This is a genomic window from Xanthobacter dioxanivorans, from assembly GCF_016807805.1.
GTDB lineage: Bacteria > Pseudomonadota > Alphaproteobacteria > Rhizobiales > Xanthobacteraceae > Xanthobacter > Xanthobacter dioxanivorans.
The window spans coordinates 5,285,133-5,304,585 of the sequence record NZ_CP063362.1 but is presented as its reverse complement, the minus strand read 5'-3'; the positions used below and the strand labels follow the sequence as shown (position 1 = coordinate 5,304,585).

The window sequence follows — 19,453 nt, the reverse complement described above, 5'->3', positions numbered from 1 at the left end:
GCGCCGGCCGGATGAGGCGCTCTCCATCCTGGATTTGACGGTGGAAGCGGCCATCGCGCGGCCCTGCGGGAAGAGCCGCGCGATGGCCTCGGGGCGGCGCCGGGCGGGCGGATGGGGTAAAGCCCGCCCAACGCCGCGCCGATCCTATTCCGCCGGCGTGGCGATGGCCTCCGAGGTGTGATCGAGCATCTCTTCATGCATCGCCTTGTCCATGGAGATCTGCTTGGCGATGAAGACCACGAAGAAGACCAGGGCGATGATGGAGAAGAGCGGCTCATACCCGGCGAAGGGATAGACCTCTGCCACCTCGGTGAGCTTGGCGAGGGAGGTGATGCCCGTATTCATGGGATTGCTCCTGTTTAGGGGTCGAACATCTGTTGACGAGGGCTCGGCTCAGAGCTTGGCTTCCTTGCGCTGGATGGTCTCGAACGCGGCTTCCATGCCGGAGTGATGGGGGTAGGTGGCCGGGACGTGCCGGCCGTCGAGGCCGTTGATCTCGGCGGCGGTGGACACGCGCAGCAGGCCGAACATGGCCAGGAGCTTGCCGAGCAGCCATCCGGGGATGAAGCCGAAGCCGATGGCGAAGATCACCGAGCCGATGATGTTGCCCATGGGCGTGATGAGCGGCAGGCCCTCGGCGTTCACGCCGAACCAGCCCACGCCCTCGCCCAGGGTGATGATCGCCCCGGCGGACGGCAGCACGGAGGGATAGCCCCACAGGGCGAAGCCCGCGACGATGCCGCCGAACAGGCCGCAATAGCCGTGGACCGCGACGGCGCCGACCGCGTCGTCGATCTTGAATTTCCGCTCCACCCAATAGTGCAGCTTGTAGGCCATCACGGTGCCGGCGACGGCGATCACGAGGGCGATGACGGGGTGGTAGAGGTCGTTGCCGGCGCTGGCCGAGATGAGGCCGGTGAGGCCGCCGGAATAGGTCCAGTAGGCGTTGCCGTTGGAGATCATGTAGGCCGCGACCATGCCGCCGAACAAGGCGAGCAGGAAGTTCATGGTGACGCCGGACAGCGTGATCGGAACGCCGTAGATGTTGGTGGCGGTGAAGTAGGGCGCGCCGGCGGTGCCCACGTCGACGATCGGGATGTGGCAGGCGGCATAGAAGCCCCAGAAGCCCACATAGATCATGAAGAGGCCGATGGTGACGAGCCAGGGATTGTGCGCCGGGATTTCCCGCGGCGTGCCGTCCGGCGCGAACTTGCCGATGCGCGGCCCCAGGTGGATGAGCACGCCGAGCGTGGCGAAGCCCGCCACCGAGTGCAGCACCGCCGAGCAATACTGGTCGTGGAAGCCGAGATACTGGGCCATCCAGCCGTTGCCGGCCCAGCCCCACGCCGCCGGGATGACCCAGGCGATGGCGCCCACATAGATGGCGATGATGAAGAAGCCCGAGGTCTTGGTGCGCTCGATGAGCGCGCCGGAGACGATGGAGGCCGCCGTCATGCCGAACAGCGCGAACGCCGCCCAGAACACGCCGGAGATGCGATCCGTCAGGTTGGGCGCGATCTTGGTGGACCAGGGCTCGAAGCCGGTGGTGAACGACAGGGAGGACGTGGAGATGGGCCAGCCCTGGAAGGCGATGTAGATCCACATGCCGAACAGGAAGAAGGCAAGGCCCACCAGCGGGATCGCCATGGTGTTCTTCAGCAGCGTGTGTTGAACGTTCTTTACGCGCGCCGCGCCCACCTCGTACATGCAGAAGCCAACATGGATGAAGAACATCAGGACGACCGTCAGGAAATAATAGAATTCCGTGAAGATGGTCGTCAGCGCGGCCAATTGATCCGTCATGGAGATCCCCGAACGCTGTTGCCGTATGCCAGGGCAAAGGGCCGCCGCGACGCGACGCCCCTCACAGTCCCGATTTCACTCATGAGCAACTCTTATGCCAGAGAGGCATAATTGCCCGATGCCCGCCGCCCGGCCGGAGCAGATCCGGGATGTGGGCGCGCAAGCTTTTGGTTTGATTTGGTTTTCCCCGCGGCCACAACGTGGGAGAGGCGCGGGCGCCAAGGCGCCGCCGGGGCTCGCGGCGCCTGCACGCGCGGGGATGGCATGGACATGACGTAAAGGAGGCGAAGTTGTGCCCGCAAATAAGGCGTCTCGGGCCGAGCTTCATCATTTATCTTTAGTTTTCAATTCGCGATGTTTTCTCGCCAACGCGGCGGAATGCCCAAAGGGAAGGCGGTGCCGGGCGTGCGGGCCTTGCGGTCCGCCCCGGGCGGCTTCTCTATATGGCGTCCGGCGCCGGACGCGCGCCGCGGCCAGGGAGGAGAAAATCATGCTCAATCGCCGGGGTTTCATGTCCTGCGCCATCTGCACGGCGGTGGGGTTCGCGGCCACCGACGCGTCGGCCCAGGCGCCGCAGCCGCAGGGGGTGACGCGCACCGTGCTCGGCAAGACCGAGCTGCCCGGCGATGTCTATGTCGCCATCCTCATGGATGTGGAGTTCGACGCCGGCTTCAAGGTGCAGCGCCACACCCATCCCGGGGTCGAGAGCGGCTATCTGATCACCGGCGGGGGCGTGCTGTCGGTGAAGGGGCAGCCCGACCGGACGATGAAGCCGGCAGACGGTTTCCAGATCCCGTTCCAGGTGCCGCACGCCTTCCAGGTCGGCAGCGAGAAGACCCGCCTCGCGATCACCTATGTGGTGGAGAAGGACAAGCCCCTCGCCTCGCCCGCCCCGAGTGAGGCGAGGGGGTCCCGACGCAGGAAGCCCGGCGCGGGGGCGCCGGGCTCTTCCGCGCACAGCGCTGCGCGCCGGTCAGATGTCGAGGGTGTTGTCGCGCTCCCACTGGGTGAGGTGGCGGGAATAGGCGTTCCACTCCTCGGTCTTCAGCTTGAGATAGCCGTCGACGAAGGGCTTGCCGAGCCGTTCGCCCAGCACGCGGGACTTCTCCAGCGCGCGCAGGGCGTCGAGCATGTTCAGCGGCAGGCGCTTGGCGCCCTTCACCTTGTGGCCGTCCGTGTACATGTTGATGTCGAGCCGCTTGCCGGGATCGCGCGCATTCTCGATGCCGTCGAGGCCCGCCGCCGCCACGCCGGCCTGCAGCAGGTAGGGGTTCGCCGCGCCGTCGGCGAGGCGGAACTCGAACCGGCCGGCATCGGGGATGCGGATCATGTGGGTGCGGTTGTTGCCGGTATAGGTCACCGTGTTCGGCGCCCAGGTGGCACCCGACAGGGTGCGCGGCGCATTGATGCGCTTGTAGGAATTCACCGTCGGATTGGTGAGGGCGCAGAGCGCGTCCGCATTGTGGATGAGCCCGCCGATGAAATTGTAGCCGAGCTTCGAGACGCCCAGCTCGCCCCTGGGGTCGGAGAATGCATTCTTGCCCTTCGCCCACAGGGATACGTGGGCGTGGCAGCCCGAGCCGGTGAGGTTGATGAAGGGCTTGGGCATGAAGGTGGCGCGCAGGCCGTGCTGTTCCGCGATCGACTTCACCATGTACTTGAAGAAGACGTGGCGGTCGGCGGTGAGGAGGGCGTTGTCGTAGTTCCAGTTCATCTCGAACTGGCCGTTGGCGTCCTCATGGTCGTTCTGGTAGGCGCCCCAACCGAGCTTCAGCATGGCGTCGCAGATGTCCTTGATGACCTCGTAGCGACGCATCAAGGCGGACTGGTCGTAGCAGGGCTTTTCCGCCGTGTCGGACGTATCGGAGATGCCCTTGCCGTCCGGCGTGATGAGGAAATACTCGCACTCGACGCCGGTCTTCATCTCGTAGCCCAGCGCCGCGGCGGCGGCGAGCTGCTTCTTCAGCACCGTGCGCGGCGCCTGCTCCACCTCCTTGCCGTCCATATAGAGATCGGCGGCGAGCCAGCCGATCTCCTCCTTCCACGGCAGCTGGATGAGGCTCGACGGGTCCGGCACCGCGAACAGGTCGGGGTCCGCCGGCGACATGTCGAGCCAGGTGGCAAATCCCGCGAAGCCGGCGCCTTCCTTCTGCATGGCGGAGATGGCGGAGGCCGGCACGAGCTTGGCGCGCAGGCCGCCGAACAGGTCCACGTAGGAGATGAGGAAATACTTGATGCCGCGGTCCTTCGCGACCTTGGCGAGGTCGATGGCCGCCTTGGAGGAGGCGGCGGCGCGCCCTTCCGCCTCCCGTACGATTTCGGCAGTGCGTCTCATGGTCTGATCCCCGGAAAGGAAGGTCTTTGCTTTTTGCGATCGGCCGCGCCGGTCGAGCGGCGCGGCGACAGGTCTTCGGACGCGGCAGGCGCAGGCGGCGGCTCAGTAGCCGCCGTTGCGCCCGGGAACCCAGGTGGTGCCGGCCAGCGGCACGCCCGCCATGGCGGCGGCCTCCACCGTGAGGGCGACGAGGTCCTCCGGCTCCAGGTTGTGCACGTGGCTCTTGCCGCAGGCGCGGGCGATGGTCTGCGCCTCCAGCGTCATCACCGAGAGGTAGTTGGCGAGGCGCCGGCCGGCCTTCACCGGGTCGAGCCGCGCCGCGAGCACCGGGTCCTGGGTGGTGATGCCGGCGGGGTCGAGGCCCTCGTGCCAGTCGTCATAGGCGCCGGCGGTGGTGCCCAGCGCCTGGTATTCGTCCTCGTACTGGGGATCGTTGTCGCCCAGCGCCACCAGCGCCGCGGTGCCGATGGCCACCGCGTCGGCGCCCAGCGCCAGGGCCTTGGCCACGTCCGCGCCGGTGCGGATGCCGCCGGAGACGATGAGCTGCACCTTGCGGTGCATGCCGAGGTCCTGCAGCGCCTGCACCGCCGGGCGGATGGCGGCGAGGATGGGAATGCCCACCTGCTCGATGAACACGTCCTGCGTCGCCGCGGTGCCGCCCTGCATGCCGTCGAGCACCACCACGTCCGCCCCCGCCTTCACCGCCAGCGCGATGTCGTAATAGGGGCGGGAGGCGCCCACCTTCACGTAGATGGGCTTCTCCCAGTCGGTGATCTCGCGCAGCTCCTCGATCTTGATCTCGAGGTCGTCGGGGCCGGTCCAGTCCGGATGACGGCAGGCGGAGCGCTGGTCGATGCCCTTGGGCAGGGTGCGCATGGCGGCCACGCGGTCGGAAATCTTCTGGCCCAGCAGCATGCCGCCGCCTCCGGGCTTGGCGCCCTGGCCGATGACGATCTCGATGGCGTCGGCCTTGCGCAGGTCCACCGGGTTCATGCCGTAGCGCGACGGCAGATACTGGTAGACGAGGGTCCGGGACTGGCCACGCTCCTCGGCGGTCATGCCGCCGTCGCCGGTGGTGGTGGAGGTGCCGACCGTGGTGGCGCCGCGCCCCAGCGCTTCCTTGGCGTTGGCCGAGAGGGCGCCGAAGCTCATGCCGGCGATGGTCACCGGGGTCTTCAGGGTGATCGGCTTCTTGGCGAAGCGGGTGCCGAGCACCACGTCGGTGCCGCACTTCTCGCGGTAGCCCTCCAGCGGGTAGCGCGACATGGAGGCGCCGAGGAAGAGCAGGTCGTCGAAATGGGGCACCTTGCGCTTGGTGCCGCCGCCGCGGATGTCGTAGATGCCGGTGGCTGCCGCGCGGCGGATCTCGGCCAGCGTCGCCGGATCGAAGGTGGCGGAGAAGCGCGGCGGGGTGCGCGGCACGTTGTTGTGGGCGGTCATGGGGTCCTCACCCGAATAAAGCAATTTGGCGAAGCTCGGCCGGCTCCCGTTCCGCCATCCCCCCTTTCCCCTCGCGGGAGAGGGGTTGGGGTGAGGGGGCGGGGCCGCTACAAACCTTCCGGCGTCGGGGCAAGGGGAGGATAACCCCTCACCCCCGCCCTCTTCCCCGAGGGGAGAGGGAGACTCTCCGGCTCAATACGCGTCCACATTGTCCACGTGGAAATTGTAGAGCTTGCGGGCGGAGCCGTAGCGCCGGAACTCGGAGACATCCACGGTTCCGGCGAGGCCGGCGGCGTCCAGCTTCTGCGCGAGCAGCGCCTTGTGCTCCTCGCGCAGCTCCTTCTCGACGCAGTCGGCGCCGAGCGACTTCACCGCGCCGCGCACGAACAGCTTGGCCTCATAAAGGCTGTCGCCCAGCGCCTCGCCGGCATCGCCCAGCACGATGAGGCTGCCGGCCTGGCCCATGAAGGCGCTCATGTGGCCCACCGAGCCCTTCACCACGATGTCGATGCCCTTCATGGAGATGCCGCACCGGGCCGAGGCATTGCCGTCGATGACGAGCAGGCCGCCATGGGCGGTGGCGCCGGCCGACTGGCTGGCATCGCCGCGCACGTGCACGAAGCCGCTCATCATGTTCTCGGCGACGCCCTGGCCGGCGTTGCCGTGGATGATCACCGAGGCCTCGGCATTCATGCCGGCGCAGTAATAGCCCACGTTCCCCTCGATCTCGACGGTGAGGGGGGCGTTGATGCCCACCGCCACCGCGTGGCGGCCGTTGGGATTGAGCACCCGCCAGCGGCGGGTGGTGCTCTCGGGGTTACCTTGTGGAGGGCTTCGTTCAGCTCGCGCAAGGCGGTGGCGGAGAGGTCGAACGTGACGTCGGGGGAGATGGCGTTCACTGGGCGCGCTCCCAGAAATAGACGGTTGCGGGTTCCGGCTCGAACACCTTGGCCCTGTTTATGCCGGGCAGGTCCACGAGGGCGCGATATTCCGATCCGAAGGCCACGTACTGGTCGGTCTCGGCCATCACCGCCGGCTTGCAGGCGATGGGATCGCGCAGCACGCCGAAGCCGTTCTCGGTGCCCACCACGAAGGTGAAGAAGCCGTCGAGGTCCTTCAGACCGGCTTCCAGCGCCGCGCCGAGGGAGGCGCCCTCTCGCATGCGCCAGGTGAGATAGCCGGCGGCCACCTCGCTGTCGTTCTCGGTCTCGATGACCACGCCCTCGCGCTTCAGCGTCCGGCGCAAGGCGTTGTGGTTGGAGAGCGAGCCGTTGTGCACCAGGCACTGGTCGGCGCCGGTGGAGAAGGGGTGGGCGCCGGCGGTGGTCACGGCGCTTTCGGTGGCCATGCGGGTGTGGCCGATGCCGTGGGTGCCGCGCATGGTGGCAAGGCCGAAGGTCTCGGCGACGGAGGAGGGCAGGCCGACCTCCTTGAAGATCTCCATGCGCGCGCCGGTGCCGACGATGGCGACTTCCGGATGCCGCTCGGCGAGGAAGGCGCGCACCGCGGCTTCGCGCGGAGAGGGGATCTCGATGATGGCGTGGGTGCCGCGCGCGGTGACGGAGGGCAGGCCGTCCGCGGGGATGGAGAGGCCGGCGGCGAGCGCCTGGAAGTCGTAGCCTTTGGCGGCCCGCAGGGAGAGCTTCACCTTGTCCTTCCCGCCCGCGCCGTAGACCGCGAAGCCGGCGCTGTCGGGGCCGCGATCCGTCATGACGCAGAGCATGGAGGCGAGCATGGCCCCGAGCTCGCCCTCGAGCTTGGGGTCCTTCAAGAAAAGTCCGACGATGCCGCACATGGCGCTGTCACAGTCTCCATTCCGGACCGCGCGAGCGGCCTTGGAACAAAGGAGTACGCCGGACCGCCTGAAGCGTCAACGTCAAAGAATAAAATTTTCTCTTGAAGAAAACATGCCATCCGCCCGGGAAACATCCGGCCGGCGCGCACGCCCCCGCCGGACGCGGCCCGCCCGTCGCTCAATGCCGGTCGCGACCGTAGACGATGATGGACAGGTAGGTCATGGGGGTGACCACCAGGGTCTCCGGGCCGTGCGCGGCGCCGGAATCGAACATGAGGGCGTCGCCCGCGCGCAGGTGGTAGGTGCGGTCCGCGTGGCGGTAAATCACCTCGCCGGACAGCATGTAGATGAACTCCACGCCGGCGTGGCGGAAGCCCGTATAGGGCGCGGCTTCCTGCGTGAGGGTGATGAGGTAGGGCTCCACCACGATGTCGCCGCCGAGGCCATGGCCCAGCAGCTCGTACTGGTGGCCGACCTTGGTGCCGCGCCGCTCGATGGTGACGCCCTGGTGGGCGCGCACGAAGGAGCAGTCGCGCCGTTCCTCGAACGCGGAGAACAGCGTGGTGATCGGCACGTTGAGGGCCTTGGAAATGGCCTGCAGGGTGGCGAGCGACGGCGAGATCTGCCCGTTCTCGATCTTGGAGAGCATGCCGACGGAGATGCCCGCCGCGCCTGCGAGGTCGGACACGGTGAGGTCGAGCTCCCGCCGGATCGAGCGCACCTGCACGCCGAGGGCCTGTTCCAGCGTCGCCGCCTCTGCCGCCGGGGCGCCGGATCCGGTCGTGTACTCGATGCTGTCGGCCGCCTCCACGCTCATCTTCGCCTTCCGCTCGGCCACGCTCTTCGCCCCCGGTTCCGCTCGCGCCCGGCCCTCCGGCCGCCCCGCGCACTTTGCCAGCTTCCGGCCCCAATGACACGCGCAAATCACGCCGCCATCGGCCCGGGCGGACGGCGCGCGATGCCGGGCGCCCGCGGCATGCGGATGCACCTCGCCCAAGCTCGCCGGGGCCGCCGCAGCACAGCTCTTGCGCGGCCATTCCTGCGCCATGCTCCATGGTGCCGGGGCTGCCTGTTGCCGGGGCCTCCTGATGCCGGGTGCGCCTCGATACGCTTTTCCGCTACGCGGCCCGTCGCCGGCGCAGCGTCGCGGTGGGGCAAGGCGGGCCTGTCGCGATCGAGGCGGGCGACCGCCGCCGGCGCTCATGGGGATGGGCCGGCCCGAGCCCGCGGCGCTTCGGCCCCACGCCCGGAGCATCGCGGGTCGCACCGGCGCGTGCTCGGGTCGAAGCGGGCGGCCATGGGCGGCGTTCGTGCGACGGGCCGGGCCCGAATCCGGGCAAGCGCCGCCTGCGCTTCGCCGGCGGGATCGTCGTGGTCGTCACCATCGGCGCTCAGGCGCGGGCTCGACGGGTCCCGAGGGGGCATCCCCGACGGCGCAGGCGAGGGCGCCTCGCGGCCCGCGACCCGTTGCCGTGGTTGAAGCGACGCGCGCCGGCCATGCGGTTTTTCCACAGCCTTCCCGCGAGGCCGCGCAGAGGCGGCGCGGGCTATGGACAGGCGGCCTCTTCGCCACTATACACTCGCCGCTCCGAGAGACACACGCTGTCCCTTGGACGCCCAGGTAGCTCAGTTGGTAGAGCATGCGACTGAAAATCGCAGTGTCGGTGGTTCGATTCCGCCCCTGGGCACCATCATATTATTAAGGCATTGAAAATCAAGTGTTTTCTGCCTTCATTCCCGCACCTGGTACAGGGTGCGGGGGATTTTTGTTCAGGAGCCGTTCTGCTGCCGCTGCGGCAAGCTTCCTCCTGTCGGCGGCCTTCGTGTAGAGATTCGCCATCTTCCCGTTGGTCCATCCGAACAGGGCCATCAGCTCCTTGTCGCTTGCGCCGTTCTCTGCCGCCCGTGTCGCGCCGGCCTTGCGCAGCCCATGCGCGGCCCCCGGACAGTCGGCGGACCGGCACACTTCCCGGAACCAGTTACCGAAGCTCTCCTTGACAAAGGGCTTGCCGTCCGATCCGACGATGAAGGCGAGGTCGCCTGTCGGCGCCGCTGCAATCGATGCAGCGAAGGGCGGAAGAACGGGGATGAACAAGTCCTCCCCGGTCTTCTCTGCCTTAATGTAGATCACTCCATCTTTGACGTGCTGCCGACCGACGCGCACCGCGTCCCCGCGCCGGAGCCCGGTGTAGAGTAGGAGGTCAAATGCCAACCGTTCCCGCGTCCCAATGGGCCAGCGCGCCTCAAAACGGGCAACCTCTTCCTCAGTCCAGGTGTGGAAGCCCACGTCGTCGTTCTTGCCCTTGAGCAGGGACACGCCCTTGGTCGGGTCGGTCTCGACAATGGCGCCGTCGCCGCAGGCCCACGCATAGAAGGACCGCATGGCCTTCAAGTAGACGTTGGCGGCGTGGGGAGTTGCGGCGCGCTTCTCCCGGCTGGCGATGATCGAGGCCTTGTCAATATCCGACAGTCGCTCATTCCCGGCGGACGCAATCACCGCTTTGAATATATTTTCCCTCTGCCTCCGGGTGGCGTTGGATAGGCTTGCCCATGCCGAGCTTGCCCGGTACTTGTCCAAAGCCCATTGCAGAGTGTGGGGGCTGGCCTTCTTTTGAACCTCGGCGCGGCCTTCCAGAGCCTCCCGGTAGGCGGCCCAGAACTCTGGCGAGCCATATTCGCCCTTGACGCGGATGCGCGGCCCGTCATTCTTTCTGACATACCACACCACGGCGCCATGGCGCGTCGTTTCGCGGTGCAGGTACGGCGGGCGTGGGCGCGGCATGGCGTTCATCACATCACAATGACCCGCTTCGGTCCATCAGGGGCTTTCTGCGGCGTCGCTTCATGCGGAGCGTTCTCGACGGGCACCACATCCGCCACGCCCCGCGCCATATCCACGCGCACGGACATGCCGATGCGTTTGGCGGCAGCGAACACCCGAGCAAGATCGGCTTGGGTGAAAAGAGCAGCGCGTCGGCTCATGTATAGATCCTCCCTAGGGGGGATTGGTCAGCACTGAGGCTCATGGCGGGGGCGCCTCCTCTCTCCGAGCTTTCACCTTGAACTTGGGCAGGCCGCGCGCATCGAGGCCCCGGCACTCGATGTAGCTGCGACCCGGAGGCATCCCATAACGCTCGATGAAATCGTAATGCTTGGAGGTGGCCGGGCCTGGGTCTACCATCTCGCGCCACATCGTTTGCATCATCTTGAGGATCTGGCTCATCCCTCAGGCGCCTCCTCGCTTCCTTCTTCCGGGCAGAACAGCTTCTTTGGGCTGGATCCGCTGATGATCAGCACGGCGAGCGCGAACCACCAGCCGGAGAAGCCCAGCCAGAAGACGGCATAGGCAGTTCCGGCCATGATGGCGAGGTCGAAAACGAGCATGGCGACGTAGGCTGCGAGCATCGGCATCACGGCGCCTCCTCGCGCTGGGCTGTGGCGCATTCGCAGGCCGGAACCCACGGCGCGTGCACTTTGTGGCAGTGTGGGCATTCCCAGCCGAGGCGTGGCGCAGTTGGTCCGGGCGGCGGGGCCGTGTTCCATGGGAACGGTGGTTGGCGCGTCAGCACCGGGTCGCAATGCGGACATCCTGGAGACGGGCACGGATATTGGCCGCAGACGTAGGCCATTCACCCCTCCCCTCTATCTGTGGTGGGATCGGTGCCGATCAGGGCGCGGATGGCCTCTGCGTCCAGCATGACAGCCGCCTTGGCGTGCCCGTACTCCTCACGCGGCGCCCGGTACTCCTCCAGATGCCGCGCCGCCTCCTCCAGAGCCGCGTTCCTGGCTTCGGTGCGGGCGGTGGCTGGGTCCATCCAGTCGGCGGGGAGCGTTCGGCCAAGCTGCTCAAAGAGCATGCGCGCGGCATCGCTGATCGGAAGGTCTCCCGAATAGTCCAGCTTCCCGTCCTTGAAGTCGATCTTGGCGAGGAGGCCGTCGCGGCAGAACGTGATGAATGGCGCGGCCGGGATAACAGCTTTCAGGTAGCTCACGACTTCCCCTCCTCCGTCTCAAGGGCCGCGATCCGGGCGCGGATGGCTTGCGCCAGAACCAAGAGAGCTGAACGCTCGTCAAGGTTGGCACCATCGGCGGCGTGCTCGTCGGCCAGCCCCGCTGCTTCCTTCAGCCCGGCAATGCGCCCGGCGCGGTCGGAGCGCCGGTTCCACAAAGCGACTGCCCGCTCCCGGTTATTCGCTTCAAACCCGCCATTGCATAGGTTGCAGTCGACGCGGTACCGGCCCGAGCCAAATACCTCGAAACAACGGATGACGGTGCACTCGCAGAACGGGCACGGCAGCAGATCACCCTTCTGCATTCTCGCCTCCCTTGGCGGTGAGGGCGGCGCGGCGCAGGGTGCCGACAGAGATGTAAGCGAGGTGCGTGTCCGGCAAGCCTTTGTAGCTATCGGACAAATGCGCCAAGGTGGACACAACCCCCCATACCCGCTCCACCTCGGCCCTCGCCTCATCCCGCTCGCCTTGTGCCGCCTTCGCTTCCGCCCGACTTTCGGCGAGCTGACCGCATAGGCGCATGTTGGCGTCTACAAGGTCCGTCATGCCGATGGTGAGCTTCTTGGCGATATCGGCCACCTCGTCCCGCTCGCGCTCTAAGGTGGTGGCGCGGGTCTTTTCCTTGGAGAGTTCATCGTCATAAACTGTGCCGTCCGCAAGGCCCTCGGTGGCAAGCTTCATGAACTCGGAAGTTTCGATCAAGTCATGCGTCGTGCGCGGGAATAGATCTTTGTGCTCCTTGATCGTTTCGAACAGCCCGACTAGATCGTGGTAGGCTGCGGAGCAAAATCGGCGCGCCTTGTCCCGCCCCTTCGTCAGCCGCTCGATCGTCGCGTCTCGCTCGGCGAGGGCGGTGGCGGCACGAGACTTAAAACTGTCGATTGTCCGGATGTGCTCTTCTTTGAGTTTTGCACAATAGGCGGCAACCTCGGCCGGTGTCGTGAACTCCGATCCGCCGGGTGTTTGTCCTTGGGCGACGCGACGCCAATCGTCTCGGTCCTTCATTAGCCGCTTAATTTCAGCTTCCTTTTGCGCGGCGGCAGATATCTCGCGGGCTGCGTACGCTCGCAGTTCATCGGCTTTCGCGCGAGCTTCGGGAGAGATCGAGGCCGCCACTGAAGCACTTTCCGTCAAAGTCGCCTCCGGCCCGGAAATCAGATCGTCATTCCCGGCCATGGTCGGCCTCCTCGTTCGCAAAAGCGACGCGCACATGGTTGCGATTTCCCCAGACGGACGCCTGCCAGTCGTCGCCCTGACAGCGCGCGGCGTTCGCCTTTGGGGCGTAGATCACGGCGTTGCGACGCGCATTCCTGCCTTCGTCGGCATAACCGTTGGTGACGTATGATCGGACAAGGTGCAGGGCCTTTTGCATGTCGTCCATTTCAATATCCAAGAACGTGACCTTCATCGTCAGCCCTCCCCTGCCGGCGGGGTGGGGAGGGGGAGGTCGCGGATCTTGTTGGCCGCGTATCCGGCTGTGCAGTATTCCTCGCCGAGCTTGTCAGCCAAGGCCGCAGCGTCCGACTGCATCGCCTTCGCGCCGGCCTTGAAAGCTTCTACCTTCTCGTGCGCCGCAATCAGGTCCAGATCGCGCTCGCGCCAGTCCATCGCCTCCGCCCCCTTGGCGAAGCTCGGCGCGGGGGTGGGTTCGAGGGCGGCGAGGATGCGGCGTTCGTAGTCGGCTTGGGCGGCAGCTTTGGCTTCGTCCAGTGTTTCGCAGTGACCCAGAATATCCTCCGGGCTTGAGCAAATCCAAGGATACAGCGCGACTTCCTCGTCTTGGTCGAGATCGCATCCGTACTCACCAAATGGAACTTCAGCGGAATACCCCGCGTGACATTTCACCCATTCCAGCGCCTTGACCTTCACCGCCCCGCCCGGCTGCGGGGCTTGGGTGCTGGCGAGGGCGACTGCCGTCCGCAGCGACGCAAGGTCCATCTCCAGTTCATCGATATGCTCGACCAGAGATTGGAACGCGCCTTCGATAATCTGATTGGTGGCGTCGCCCAGCGCCTGGACGTTGATGCCCTCGGCGAGCATCTTGCGCACCGGCTCTACGAACTGGCGCGTCTTGTCGCTCATGAACCGTTCCCCGCTCTCGGCGGTTGTGGTGGGGGCCGCTTTATTGTTCTGGTTTGTCATGTCATCACCTAGAATTCATTGACCCACGGAGAACCGGAAACATCGGAAATTTTCGCGCCGCCAATCTCGACTAAGGTTTCGCAGCGTTCACATCGGGTGAACCGCGCGGATGCTGCGGGCCAAACCACGCCTGCGTCGTCTTCCTCGGTTTCGAGAATAGGGTGCACGGCGCCACAGGTCGGGCACTCGTAGGCCCATTCGAAAGGTCGGAATCGCGCGGCCGAAAATTGTGCAGGCATCTTTCAACCCCCGCCTTCTTGTTCGCGCTCCCTGCGCAGGCGCATCGCCTCCCTGAGAGTCCCGAGCCGGCCCTTCGCGTCTTCACGAGCCTCTGCAACTGCCGCAAAGGGAGCCTCGCTTCCGGGCGCGCCTACCCGTTCCCCGCTCTCACGGAGAATACCAAGATGTATTGAAGTGATCCGTTCCCCGCGCTGGTGGAGCATCATGGCGAAATTTGCGACATCCAGTGGATCGCCCTTCTCCACGTGATCGCGCAGCAGATTGGACAGGTGGTGCGCGGGGCAGTCTTCTTTGTCTTCCCACCCACCCCGCCCCTCGGCGCGCTTCTGCGCCAGCTTGGCCTTCATCTCAGCCGCGAAACGGTCAACAGCCAAATCGTCAGGGTGCGGCTCCACCTCCCCGCTCTCGGCGGGTGGGGAGACGGCTGAAATCCCCGACCCTGTTTGCGGGGCCGGCGCCGATGATGCAGTTTGCTTCATGCTACCTCTCCTCGGCTGGTTCCTGCTTCATCGGGCCGCTTAATGCGGTGCCCCTCCACAGGCTTCAACGCGCTGTCCGCGCGCCGTAGAATATTGATCGCGGCATTACAGTCGGCGTTGGCCTTGTGGCCGCAGCTTGTGCAAGTGAAAGCCGCCTGACTTTTGCGATTATCACTGGAGATGTGCCCGCACTCCGAGCACATCTGGCTAGTGTACTGCGGCGGGACAAGGATCAATTCTCCGCCGCGGTCTTTCAGCTTGTATGCCAGCATGGTCCGGAACATGTGCCACCCCTGGTCGAGGATGGACCTGTTCAATCCGGATTTCTGGCGCACCTTGGAGCCCGGCTCTTCAGCCGTGCCCTTGGCCGATGCGGACATGGCCCGCACCTTCAGATCCTCCATAACGACGATGCCGTGGCTCTTGGCTATCGCGGTACTGTGCTTGTGGAGGAAATCCTTTCGGGCGTTCGCCACCCGCTGTTGAATGCGAGCGATCCTGAGAACCGCCTTGCGACGATTTGCCGATCCTTTCTTCTTTCTAGCGAGTGCCCGCTGTGCCTTGCGTAAAGCCCGTAGAGCCTTCTTCCCGTGGTTGGCTGGCGCAATGGAAGTGCCGTCGCTCAGCGTGGCAAAGACCGCGACGCCCATGTCGATGCCAACGGCAGAAGGCGGTGGCTCGCTTTGCGTCAAGATATACTCGTGCTGTACTGACGCAAACCATTTTCCAGCCCGCCTCACGACGGTAACGTTTTTCAGGGCGCCGGGGATATCTGTCCATCCACGAAAGCTAACCCAGCCAATCTTTGGAAGTTTGATCTTCCCAGATGAGCGGCCGGTTCTTTTGATCCTGAAGTTTTCAGGGTCAGGAAATCGAAAACTATCGGTCGAACTCTTTCTGCGTGGGCGAGGAGGTCCACTTCGCCCGGCCCACCAGCTCCTGTAAGCGGCATCAAGATCACGCATGGCCTGGTGAAGCGCATCAGCCGGCGCGGCGCGGATCCAATCCACCTCTGCGCGCAACTGCGTGACTTCGCGGCACTGGCTGGCGAAGGAAATCTTGCGCCCTGGACGGTACCAGTTTCGACGCTGCTCTAGAGCAAGATTGTAAACGTACCGGCATGCGCCTGCGAACTGCGCCATAAGAGCGTATTGTTCCGGCGTGGGGTAAAGCCGAAAGCTCGTAGACCTAGTATCACCGGTCGCCATGGTGCGGCCTCTGCTTGGGAGCGGCGGCGAGCATGGCGGCGTAGATTTCGCGAACGTTGTTGGCGTCGCGAACGGCGGACTGCCATCGGGCCTTCTCGCCAACATCTACCATTTCATGTGTCGGCTTCAACGGCACCATCACGAACCCCGCCGGCACCGCCACCGGCTCCTGCGCGGTGGCGGATTGGGGCCACGCCATGGGCAGCGCGCTTCCGGTCGGCTTCGCCGCCTGCTTCGCCCGGATCTTGTCGACTTTCGTCCAGATGCGCGCGAGTTCGGTCTCGCCAGATTCGTGCATGTCGAGGCCGTGGGCGAGGCAGTAAGCCGCCAGTGTCACCATCACGCCGCCCACCTCCTGCGTGGGCTTACCGGCCGGTCGGCTCCAGACGTAGCCGGTCAAGGCGGCGACGCGCTCGGCCGGGTAGCCACCGGATTGCAGGAGCTCCAGCACCTCCTCAAGAAGCCGGTCTCCGCGCTCCAGTCGGTCGGCCGAGATGATAGGGCCGAAGCACGCCTGCATCCACGGATCGACGCGTGCTTGGAAGGGCGCCACCGGCTCGCCGGCTTGCGCGCGGGCGTGGGCTTCATCCGCGCGGCCCTTGAGGTACGCGGCCAGCCCGTGGTTGAGCGTTGGGTTCGCATAGCGGCCCTGGTCATCCGTCCCGGTGGATATGCCGAGGTCGCGCGCCCACGCCTCGAAGGCTTCCCGGTCTCGATCAGCGGCGGTCATGGCTGGGCTCCTCTGCGTCTTCGATGCGGATCAGGACGGGGCGGATGCGCCAGCCCCGACGCTTGGCGCCTTCCCATCCATCGTTCCAGAACATGCCGGCAGCGATCCGCGCCTCTTGCGCCAGTCCACGGACGGTGGGCGTGACGATGCAGTGACCAGATTTGGTCGCGTACACTGCCGCGAATGCTCTCTGCTCACGCATCGCTGTCTCCTGCTGGTTCGAGCGTCGCCGGCAGCGTGTCGATGTTCCCGAGCACCGGCACGAAGGTGTAGGCGGCGACCCACGGGTTTTGCGTCCATGAGCCGAGGCCGTTGATGCTTTCCCAGAGCATCGCGTAGGAATCCACGGCATGGGTTGCAGCGCCGGTCATCCCCCGTTGCACATCAATTACCGTGAACCAGCCATCTGGACGCTGGACGACACCTTCCGCCCGCGCATCATCCTCGCTGATATCCTTCAGCCGCTCTACCCGCACGTCGGTGACGTAGAGCGTCAGGCGCGATGCCCAGCGGGGCATGTGGATCGATGGCTTCCACCGAGGCTTGCCGGAGCGGTCGAAGTCGGCCTGATAGTAGGCAGCAAAGTCGGCATCATCTGGCGAAACCGTCTTCGGGAGCGCCCATGCGGTGCGCGGGCAGATGGCGTGGTTCTCCCGGCACCACAGGCGGTCGCCGGGCTGGATGCGGATGCGTTCAAGGTAGAACTCGCGCTCCCACTGGCGCGAGGTGGGGACGCCGGCAGATACATTGCTGCACCAGTCGTCGTAATTGGAATACGACTCCTGCATGGCTTCGGGGATCGCGCGGCGCGTCTGCGTCTTTGTCCCGGCGAGCAGAGCGCGCACCATCGGCGCGGAAAACAGGATCGGACGGTCCGTCATTCCCCGCCTCCTGCTGCTGGAGGGGTGGGGAGGACCGGAGGACTAGGCCGATGGCGCCATGCGATCGGGCTCAGGTAAAGCACATCCGTGCTGAGCGTCTCGCAGCCGATCCACCCGAACATCTCTCCTTCGAGATATTCTCGATATCCTTCGGTGTCCGGCACCTCATCTTCCTCGCCTACGGTTTCCCACCATTCTTCTAGAGATTGAGGCCAAGTGAACGCACCTTGAACGACGCCGATACCGTCGAATAGATCAAGGTCGGTCCCGTCCTTCGGGGCGGCATCCATATCAAAGTTCCACGGGCTCACCGCCTCCCGCAGGAAGGCCGCAAGGGCGCGGGCTTCGGGGCCGTAAAGCGAGACGGACAGATACACATCATCTGGCGCCTCGACGGATATCCGGTCGCATGTTTCCGCCACTTTGAGCGCCAGCGCCTTGGGGTCGATATCAGAGGTCATTGCTCTTGCTCCGGGTTATTCTTGGCGAAGAACACGCCGGCCAGATGGTGCTGGTTGAACTCAGCGAGGCATTGGCCTCCTGACCACACCCTGATATACGGGATGTCGCAGTATTCCCCGTTCTTCTTGCACGCCTCGATGCGCGTCACGCCATTCTCGCCAACGACATAGGTTATGCCTTGGACTTGGTTCTGGTAATCGTCGTAGCGGACGATTACTTTAGAGATCGGCTGCTTGACAGCGTGGACGGTCTTCTCAGCCTCAGTCACGGTCACGGGAGCCTCCTTCAGCGAGGGTGATTTCGGCGTCGAGAGCGGCGCGCCACGTCTCGGTAAAGTCGGACCCGAAGTCGATGAACCCGTCTCCGGTCTTTTCCATTTCGGGCGTCGGCTCGCGCATCGCCTTCATCACGGCGAGGGCGTCGCGGAATGCGTCGGAGACGCCATCCCCGCCCAGCGGGTATTCCGGGAATTCATCGGCCAGTTCGCGCAGCGCCTTGACCTGATGCGCCCAATACTTGTCGGGCGCGGGCTTCCCGTTGCGGCTTTCCCAGATCGCCCGCGCGATCCGCTCCTGCATCTCACTGCTCATCGGTCTTCTCGCGGGTATTGGTGACGACAGCCTTGCGATATCCATTGTCGCGGGCGAGGTCGGCAGCATGGCTCTGCGCGCTACCCGGCCACACTGCCGGGTAGGCGATGCACATCACGTCGAGATGGGCGACAGACTTGGCGACTGCGTTGATCTCGTCGCAGAGCTTCACCGCCGCATCGTAGTCGGCGCAGGCGACCACATCGTCCGGCCCGCGCACATGGGCGCACCAAATGATCGCCGCTCGGTCGTTCCATGACCGCTCCAGGTTTTCCTTGCGATCGAAATGCAGGGCTGTGCAGGCCGAACACCGGGAGCATTCGATGTAGGACGCCCCTGCGTTTTCATCTTCGATATCCGCCGGCACGTCGCACCGCTGCGCAGGCGAGCCGCAGAATGGGCATGGCAGAAGGTCGGTCATCCCTGCGGCTCCGTGGTGGGAGGAGCGGGAAACCGGCGCCACATGGTCGCAGTCGGATGCTCCATCGGGTGCCCGTGTGCGTCGGTCGCATCCTCGTAGAGCCACCAGTAGCCAGCGACTCTATGAGTCTTTGGCCTCCACCCGGCGACCATCACCCGTTCCATCGGCGGGCCGGGCAACGGCGACCAGCCGCCGTTCGTATCGGCGCTCTTCCACACCACCTCTCCCCTGTGCCAGAGCGCATAGCCCCCTTCAGGCCCGGTCCATGGGGCAATGATCACCTGCCCTGCTTCGTCGTCGTGGATGGTGAGTGAGGCGGTGGTCATCGCGCGACCCTCTTGGGCTCATGGCCGACGATGCCCTGAAGTGGATATTTTGGGTCGTTCGGCATAATCTGGTACAGGGCCTCACCCGCGACGCCGGCTGGGTCTCTGGTGCCATGCTCGATCTTCAAAAGTGCTTCGCGGCAGATCTTAAGCTGCCGCTGAAGTTCGATGACGCGATCAGGCTTCTTCATCGACCCTTGCCTCCGATAGGCTCGCCCGTGGCGCGGTCCACCACCTGGCCGTTGATCTTTCGCTTCACCCGGCTCGTGCGCGCGCCGGCCATGTGGGATGGCTGGCGGATGCCGAGGTGCCGCTTGCGGATGCGATCCGACTTCGCGCGCAATGCCACGTCTTCGGCGGTCTTCGCCTTGTGGGCATCCTTGAGCGCGAGGGCGATGTTGCTTTCCCGGTGCTCGCCTCCGAGGCAAAGCGCGAGCTTGTGCTCGAACTCGTAGGCGTCGCCCGGCCGGATCTTCTTCCCGGTCAGGTAGCATCGCCCTTCTTCCCGAGCCCAGATGCGGAGCTTCACCCTGTCGGGTATTTTCGCGTCGGGGCTGGTGGCAATCCATTCTTCAACAGCGCGGGCCATGG

At 65.4% G+C, this 19,453-nt stretch carries 27 protein-coding genes, 1 tRNA gene and 2 pseudogenes; 2 read left to right on the top strand and 28 right to left on the bottom strand.

Features of this window, described 5'->3' with window-relative positions:
* Positions 1–144: 144 nt before the first annotated feature.
* Positions 145–345, bottom strand: coding sequence for a hypothetical protein (locus EZH22_RS24825; RefSeq protein WP_203193041.1), 201 nt, complete (start codon positions 343–345; stop codon positions 145–147).
* A 48-nt stretch (positions 346–393) separates the two neighbouring features.
* Complete coding sequence (locus EZH22_RS24820) at positions 394–1,803, bottom strand: ammonium transporter (RefSeq protein WP_203193040.1); 1,410 nt, start codon at positions 1,801–1,803, stop codon at positions 394–396.
* Between the two features lie 490 nt (positions 1,804–2,293).
* Here EZH22_RS24820 and EZH22_RS32680 point away from each other — a divergent pair.
* Positions 2,294–2,578 (top strand): annotated as a pseudogene (locus EZH22_RS32680) (cupin domain-containing protein); the annotation flags it as partial.
* 198 nt (positions 2,579–2,776) lie between these two features.
* Here EZH22_RS32680 and glnT read toward each other — a convergent pair.
* The 5 genes and pseudogenes from glnT to EZH22_RS24795 form a co-directional block, all read right to left on the bottom strand.
* A complete protein-coding gene (gene glnT / locus EZH22_RS24815) occupies positions 2,777–4,138 on the bottom strand; it encodes a type III glutamate--ammonia ligase (protein ID WP_231711134.1) in 1,362 nt (453 codons plus the stop codon).
* A 102-nt stretch (positions 4,139–4,240) separates the two neighbouring features.
* Positions 4,241–5,578: an FMN-binding glutamate synthase family protein gene (locus EZH22_RS24810; RefSeq protein ID WP_203193039.1), complete on the bottom strand. Its 1,338-nt coding sequence runs from the start codon at positions 5,576–5,578 to the stop codon at positions 4,241–4,243.
* A 192-nt stretch (positions 5,579–5,770) separates the two neighbouring features.
* A pseudogene (locus EZH22_RS24805) lies at positions 5,771–6,477 on the bottom strand (protein glxC).
* Complete coding sequence (locus EZH22_RS24800) at positions 6,474–7,373, bottom strand: class II glutamine amidotransferase (RefSeq protein WP_203193037.1); 900 nt, start codon at positions 7,371–7,373, stop codon at positions 6,474–6,476. The pseudogene EZH22_RS24805 and the gene EZH22_RS24800 overlap by 4 nt, the downstream one beginning before the upstream one ends.
* Before the next feature lie 178 nt (positions 7,374–7,551).
* The gene (locus EZH22_RS24795; protein ID WP_203196750.1) at positions 7,552–8,190 is read right to left on the bottom strand and encodes a helix-turn-helix domain-containing protein; all 639 of its coding nucleotides are present in this window, start codon (positions 8,188–8,190) and stop codon (positions 7,552–7,554) included.
* Positions 8,191–8,988: 798 nt separating this feature from the next.
* Here EZH22_RS24795 and EZH22_RS24790 point away from each other — a divergent pair.
* Positions 8,989–9,064: transfer RNA gene (locus tag EZH22_RS24790), tRNA-Phe, on the top strand.
* Positions 9,065–9,087: 23 nt separating this feature from the next.
* Here the strand turns inward: EZH22_RS24790 and EZH22_RS24785 are convergent.
* The 21 genes from EZH22_RS24785 to EZH22_RS24685 all read right to left on the bottom strand — a co-directional run bounded on the left by EZH22_RS24785 (position 9,088) and on the right by EZH22_RS24685 (position 19,451).
* Positions 9,088–10,164, bottom strand: coding sequence for a tyrosine-type recombinase/integrase (locus EZH22_RS24785; RefSeq protein WP_333473630.1), 1,077 nt, complete (start codon positions 10,162–10,164; stop codon positions 9,088–9,090).
* Positions 10,164–10,355: a hypothetical protein gene (locus EZH22_RS24780; protein WP_203193036.1), complete on the bottom strand. Its 192-nt coding sequence runs from the start codon at positions 10,353–10,355 to the stop codon at positions 10,164–10,166. Before EZH22_RS24780 ends, EZH22_RS24785 begins: the two co-directional genes overlap by 1 nt.
* A gap of 40 nt (positions 10,356–10,395) precedes the next feature.
* A complete protein-coding gene (locus tag EZH22_RS24775; protein ID WP_203193035.1) occupies positions 10,396–10,596 on the bottom strand; it encodes a hypothetical protein in 201 nt (66 codons plus the stop codon).
* The gene (locus EZH22_RS24770) at positions 10,593–10,784 is read right to left on the bottom strand and encodes a hypothetical protein (RefSeq protein WP_203193033.1); all 192 of its coding nucleotides are present in this window, start codon (positions 10,782–10,784) and stop codon (positions 10,593–10,595) included. Before EZH22_RS24770 ends, EZH22_RS24775 begins: the two co-directional genes overlap by 4 nt.
* 218 nt (positions 10,785–11,002) lie before the next feature.
* Positions 11,003–11,365 carry a hypothetical protein gene (locus EZH22_RS24765; protein WP_203193032.1) on the bottom strand — a complete coding sequence of 121 codons (363 nt, stop codon included), beginning with the start codon at positions 11,363–11,365 and terminating at the stop codon, positions 11,003–11,005.
* The gene (locus EZH22_RS24760; RefSeq protein WP_203193031.1) at positions 11,362–11,688 is read right to left on the bottom strand and encodes a Lar family restriction alleviation protein; all 327 of its coding nucleotides are present in this window, start codon (positions 11,686–11,688) and stop codon (positions 11,362–11,364) included. The genes EZH22_RS24765 and EZH22_RS24760 overlap by 4 nt, the downstream gene beginning before the upstream one ends.
* Positions 11,675–12,559: a hypothetical protein gene (locus EZH22_RS24755; RefSeq protein ID WP_203193029.1), complete on the bottom strand. Its 885-nt coding sequence runs from the start codon at positions 12,557–12,559 to the stop codon at positions 11,675–11,677. Before EZH22_RS24755 ends, EZH22_RS24760 begins: the two co-directional genes overlap by 14 nt.
* Entirely contained in the window at positions 12,546–12,791 is a 246-nt protein-coding gene (locus EZH22_RS24750; RefSeq protein ID WP_203193028.1) for a hypothetical protein, read from the bottom strand. Before EZH22_RS24750 ends, EZH22_RS24755 begins: the two co-directional genes overlap by 14 nt.
* A gap of 2 nt (positions 12,792–12,793) precedes the next feature.
* Positions 12,794–13,465 carry a hypothetical protein gene (locus EZH22_RS24745; RefSeq protein WP_203193027.1) on the bottom strand — a complete coding sequence of 224 codons (672 nt, stop codon included), beginning with the start codon at positions 13,463–13,465 and terminating at the stop codon, positions 12,794–12,796.
* Positions 13,466–13,767: 302 nt separating this feature from the next.
* Positions 13,768–14,244, bottom strand: a complete 477-nt coding sequence (locus EZH22_RS24740; protein ID WP_203193026.1) for a hypothetical protein — start codon at positions 14,242–14,244, stop codon at positions 13,768–13,770.
* Entirely contained in the window at positions 14,241–15,386 is a 1,146-nt protein-coding gene (locus EZH22_RS24735) for an RNA-guided endonuclease InsQ/TnpB family protein (RefSeq protein WP_231711133.1), read from the bottom strand. Before EZH22_RS24735 ends, EZH22_RS24740 begins: the two co-directional genes overlap by 4 nt.
* A 52-nt stretch (positions 15,387–15,438) precedes the next feature.
* The gene (locus EZH22_RS32030) at positions 15,439–16,182 is read right to left on the bottom strand and encodes a hypothetical protein (protein WP_231711132.1); all 744 of its coding nucleotides are present in this window, start codon (positions 16,180–16,182) and stop codon (positions 15,439–15,441) included.
* Entirely contained in the window at positions 16,169–16,384 is a 216-nt protein-coding gene (locus tag EZH22_RS24725; protein WP_203193024.1) for a hypothetical protein, read from the bottom strand. Before EZH22_RS24725 ends, EZH22_RS32030 begins: the two co-directional genes overlap by 14 nt.
* Positions 16,377–17,063, bottom strand: a complete 687-nt coding sequence (locus EZH22_RS24720; protein ID WP_203193023.1) for an ASCH domain-containing protein — start codon at positions 17,061–17,063, stop codon at positions 16,377–16,379. The genes EZH22_RS24725 and EZH22_RS24720 overlap by 8 nt, the downstream gene beginning before the upstream one ends.
* A complete protein-coding gene (locus EZH22_RS24715; protein ID WP_203193022.1) occupies positions 17,060–17,524 on the bottom strand; it encodes a hypothetical protein in 465 nt (154 codons plus the stop codon). The genes EZH22_RS24720 and EZH22_RS24715 overlap by 4 nt, the downstream gene beginning before the upstream one ends.
* Positions 17,521–17,799 (bottom strand): hypothetical protein, encoded by a 279-nt coding sequence (locus EZH22_RS24710; RefSeq protein ID WP_203193021.1) that lies wholly within the window; start codon positions 17,797–17,799, stop codon positions 17,521–17,523. The genes EZH22_RS24715 and EZH22_RS24710 overlap by 4 nt, the downstream gene beginning before the upstream one ends.
* Entirely contained in the window at positions 17,786–18,115 is a 330-nt protein-coding gene (locus tag EZH22_RS24705) for a hypothetical protein (RefSeq protein ID WP_203193020.1), read from the bottom strand. The genes EZH22_RS24710 and EZH22_RS24705 overlap by 14 nt, the downstream gene beginning before the upstream one ends.
* Entirely contained in the window at positions 18,105–18,536 is a 432-nt protein-coding gene (locus tag EZH22_RS24700) for a Lar family restriction alleviation protein (RefSeq protein WP_203193019.1), read from the bottom strand. The genes EZH22_RS24705 and EZH22_RS24700 overlap by 11 nt, the downstream gene beginning before the upstream one ends.
* Positions 18,533–18,862 carry a hypothetical protein gene (locus tag EZH22_RS24695; protein ID WP_203193018.1) on the bottom strand — a complete coding sequence of 110 codons (330 nt, stop codon included), beginning with the start codon at positions 18,860–18,862 and terminating at the stop codon, positions 18,533–18,535. Before EZH22_RS24695 ends, EZH22_RS24700 begins: the two co-directional genes overlap by 4 nt.
* Positions 18,859–19,053, bottom strand: coding sequence for a hypothetical protein (locus EZH22_RS24690; RefSeq protein ID WP_203193017.1), 195 nt, complete (start codon positions 19,051–19,053; stop codon positions 18,859–18,861). Before EZH22_RS24690 ends, EZH22_RS24695 begins: the two co-directional genes overlap by 4 nt.
* Complete coding sequence (locus tag EZH22_RS24685; protein ID WP_203196748.1) at positions 19,050–19,451, bottom strand: HNH endonuclease; 402 nt, start codon at positions 19,449–19,451, stop codon at positions 19,050–19,052. The genes EZH22_RS24690 and EZH22_RS24685 overlap by 4 nt, the downstream gene beginning before the upstream one ends.
* Between the last annotated feature and the right edge of the window lie 2 nt (positions 19,452–19,453).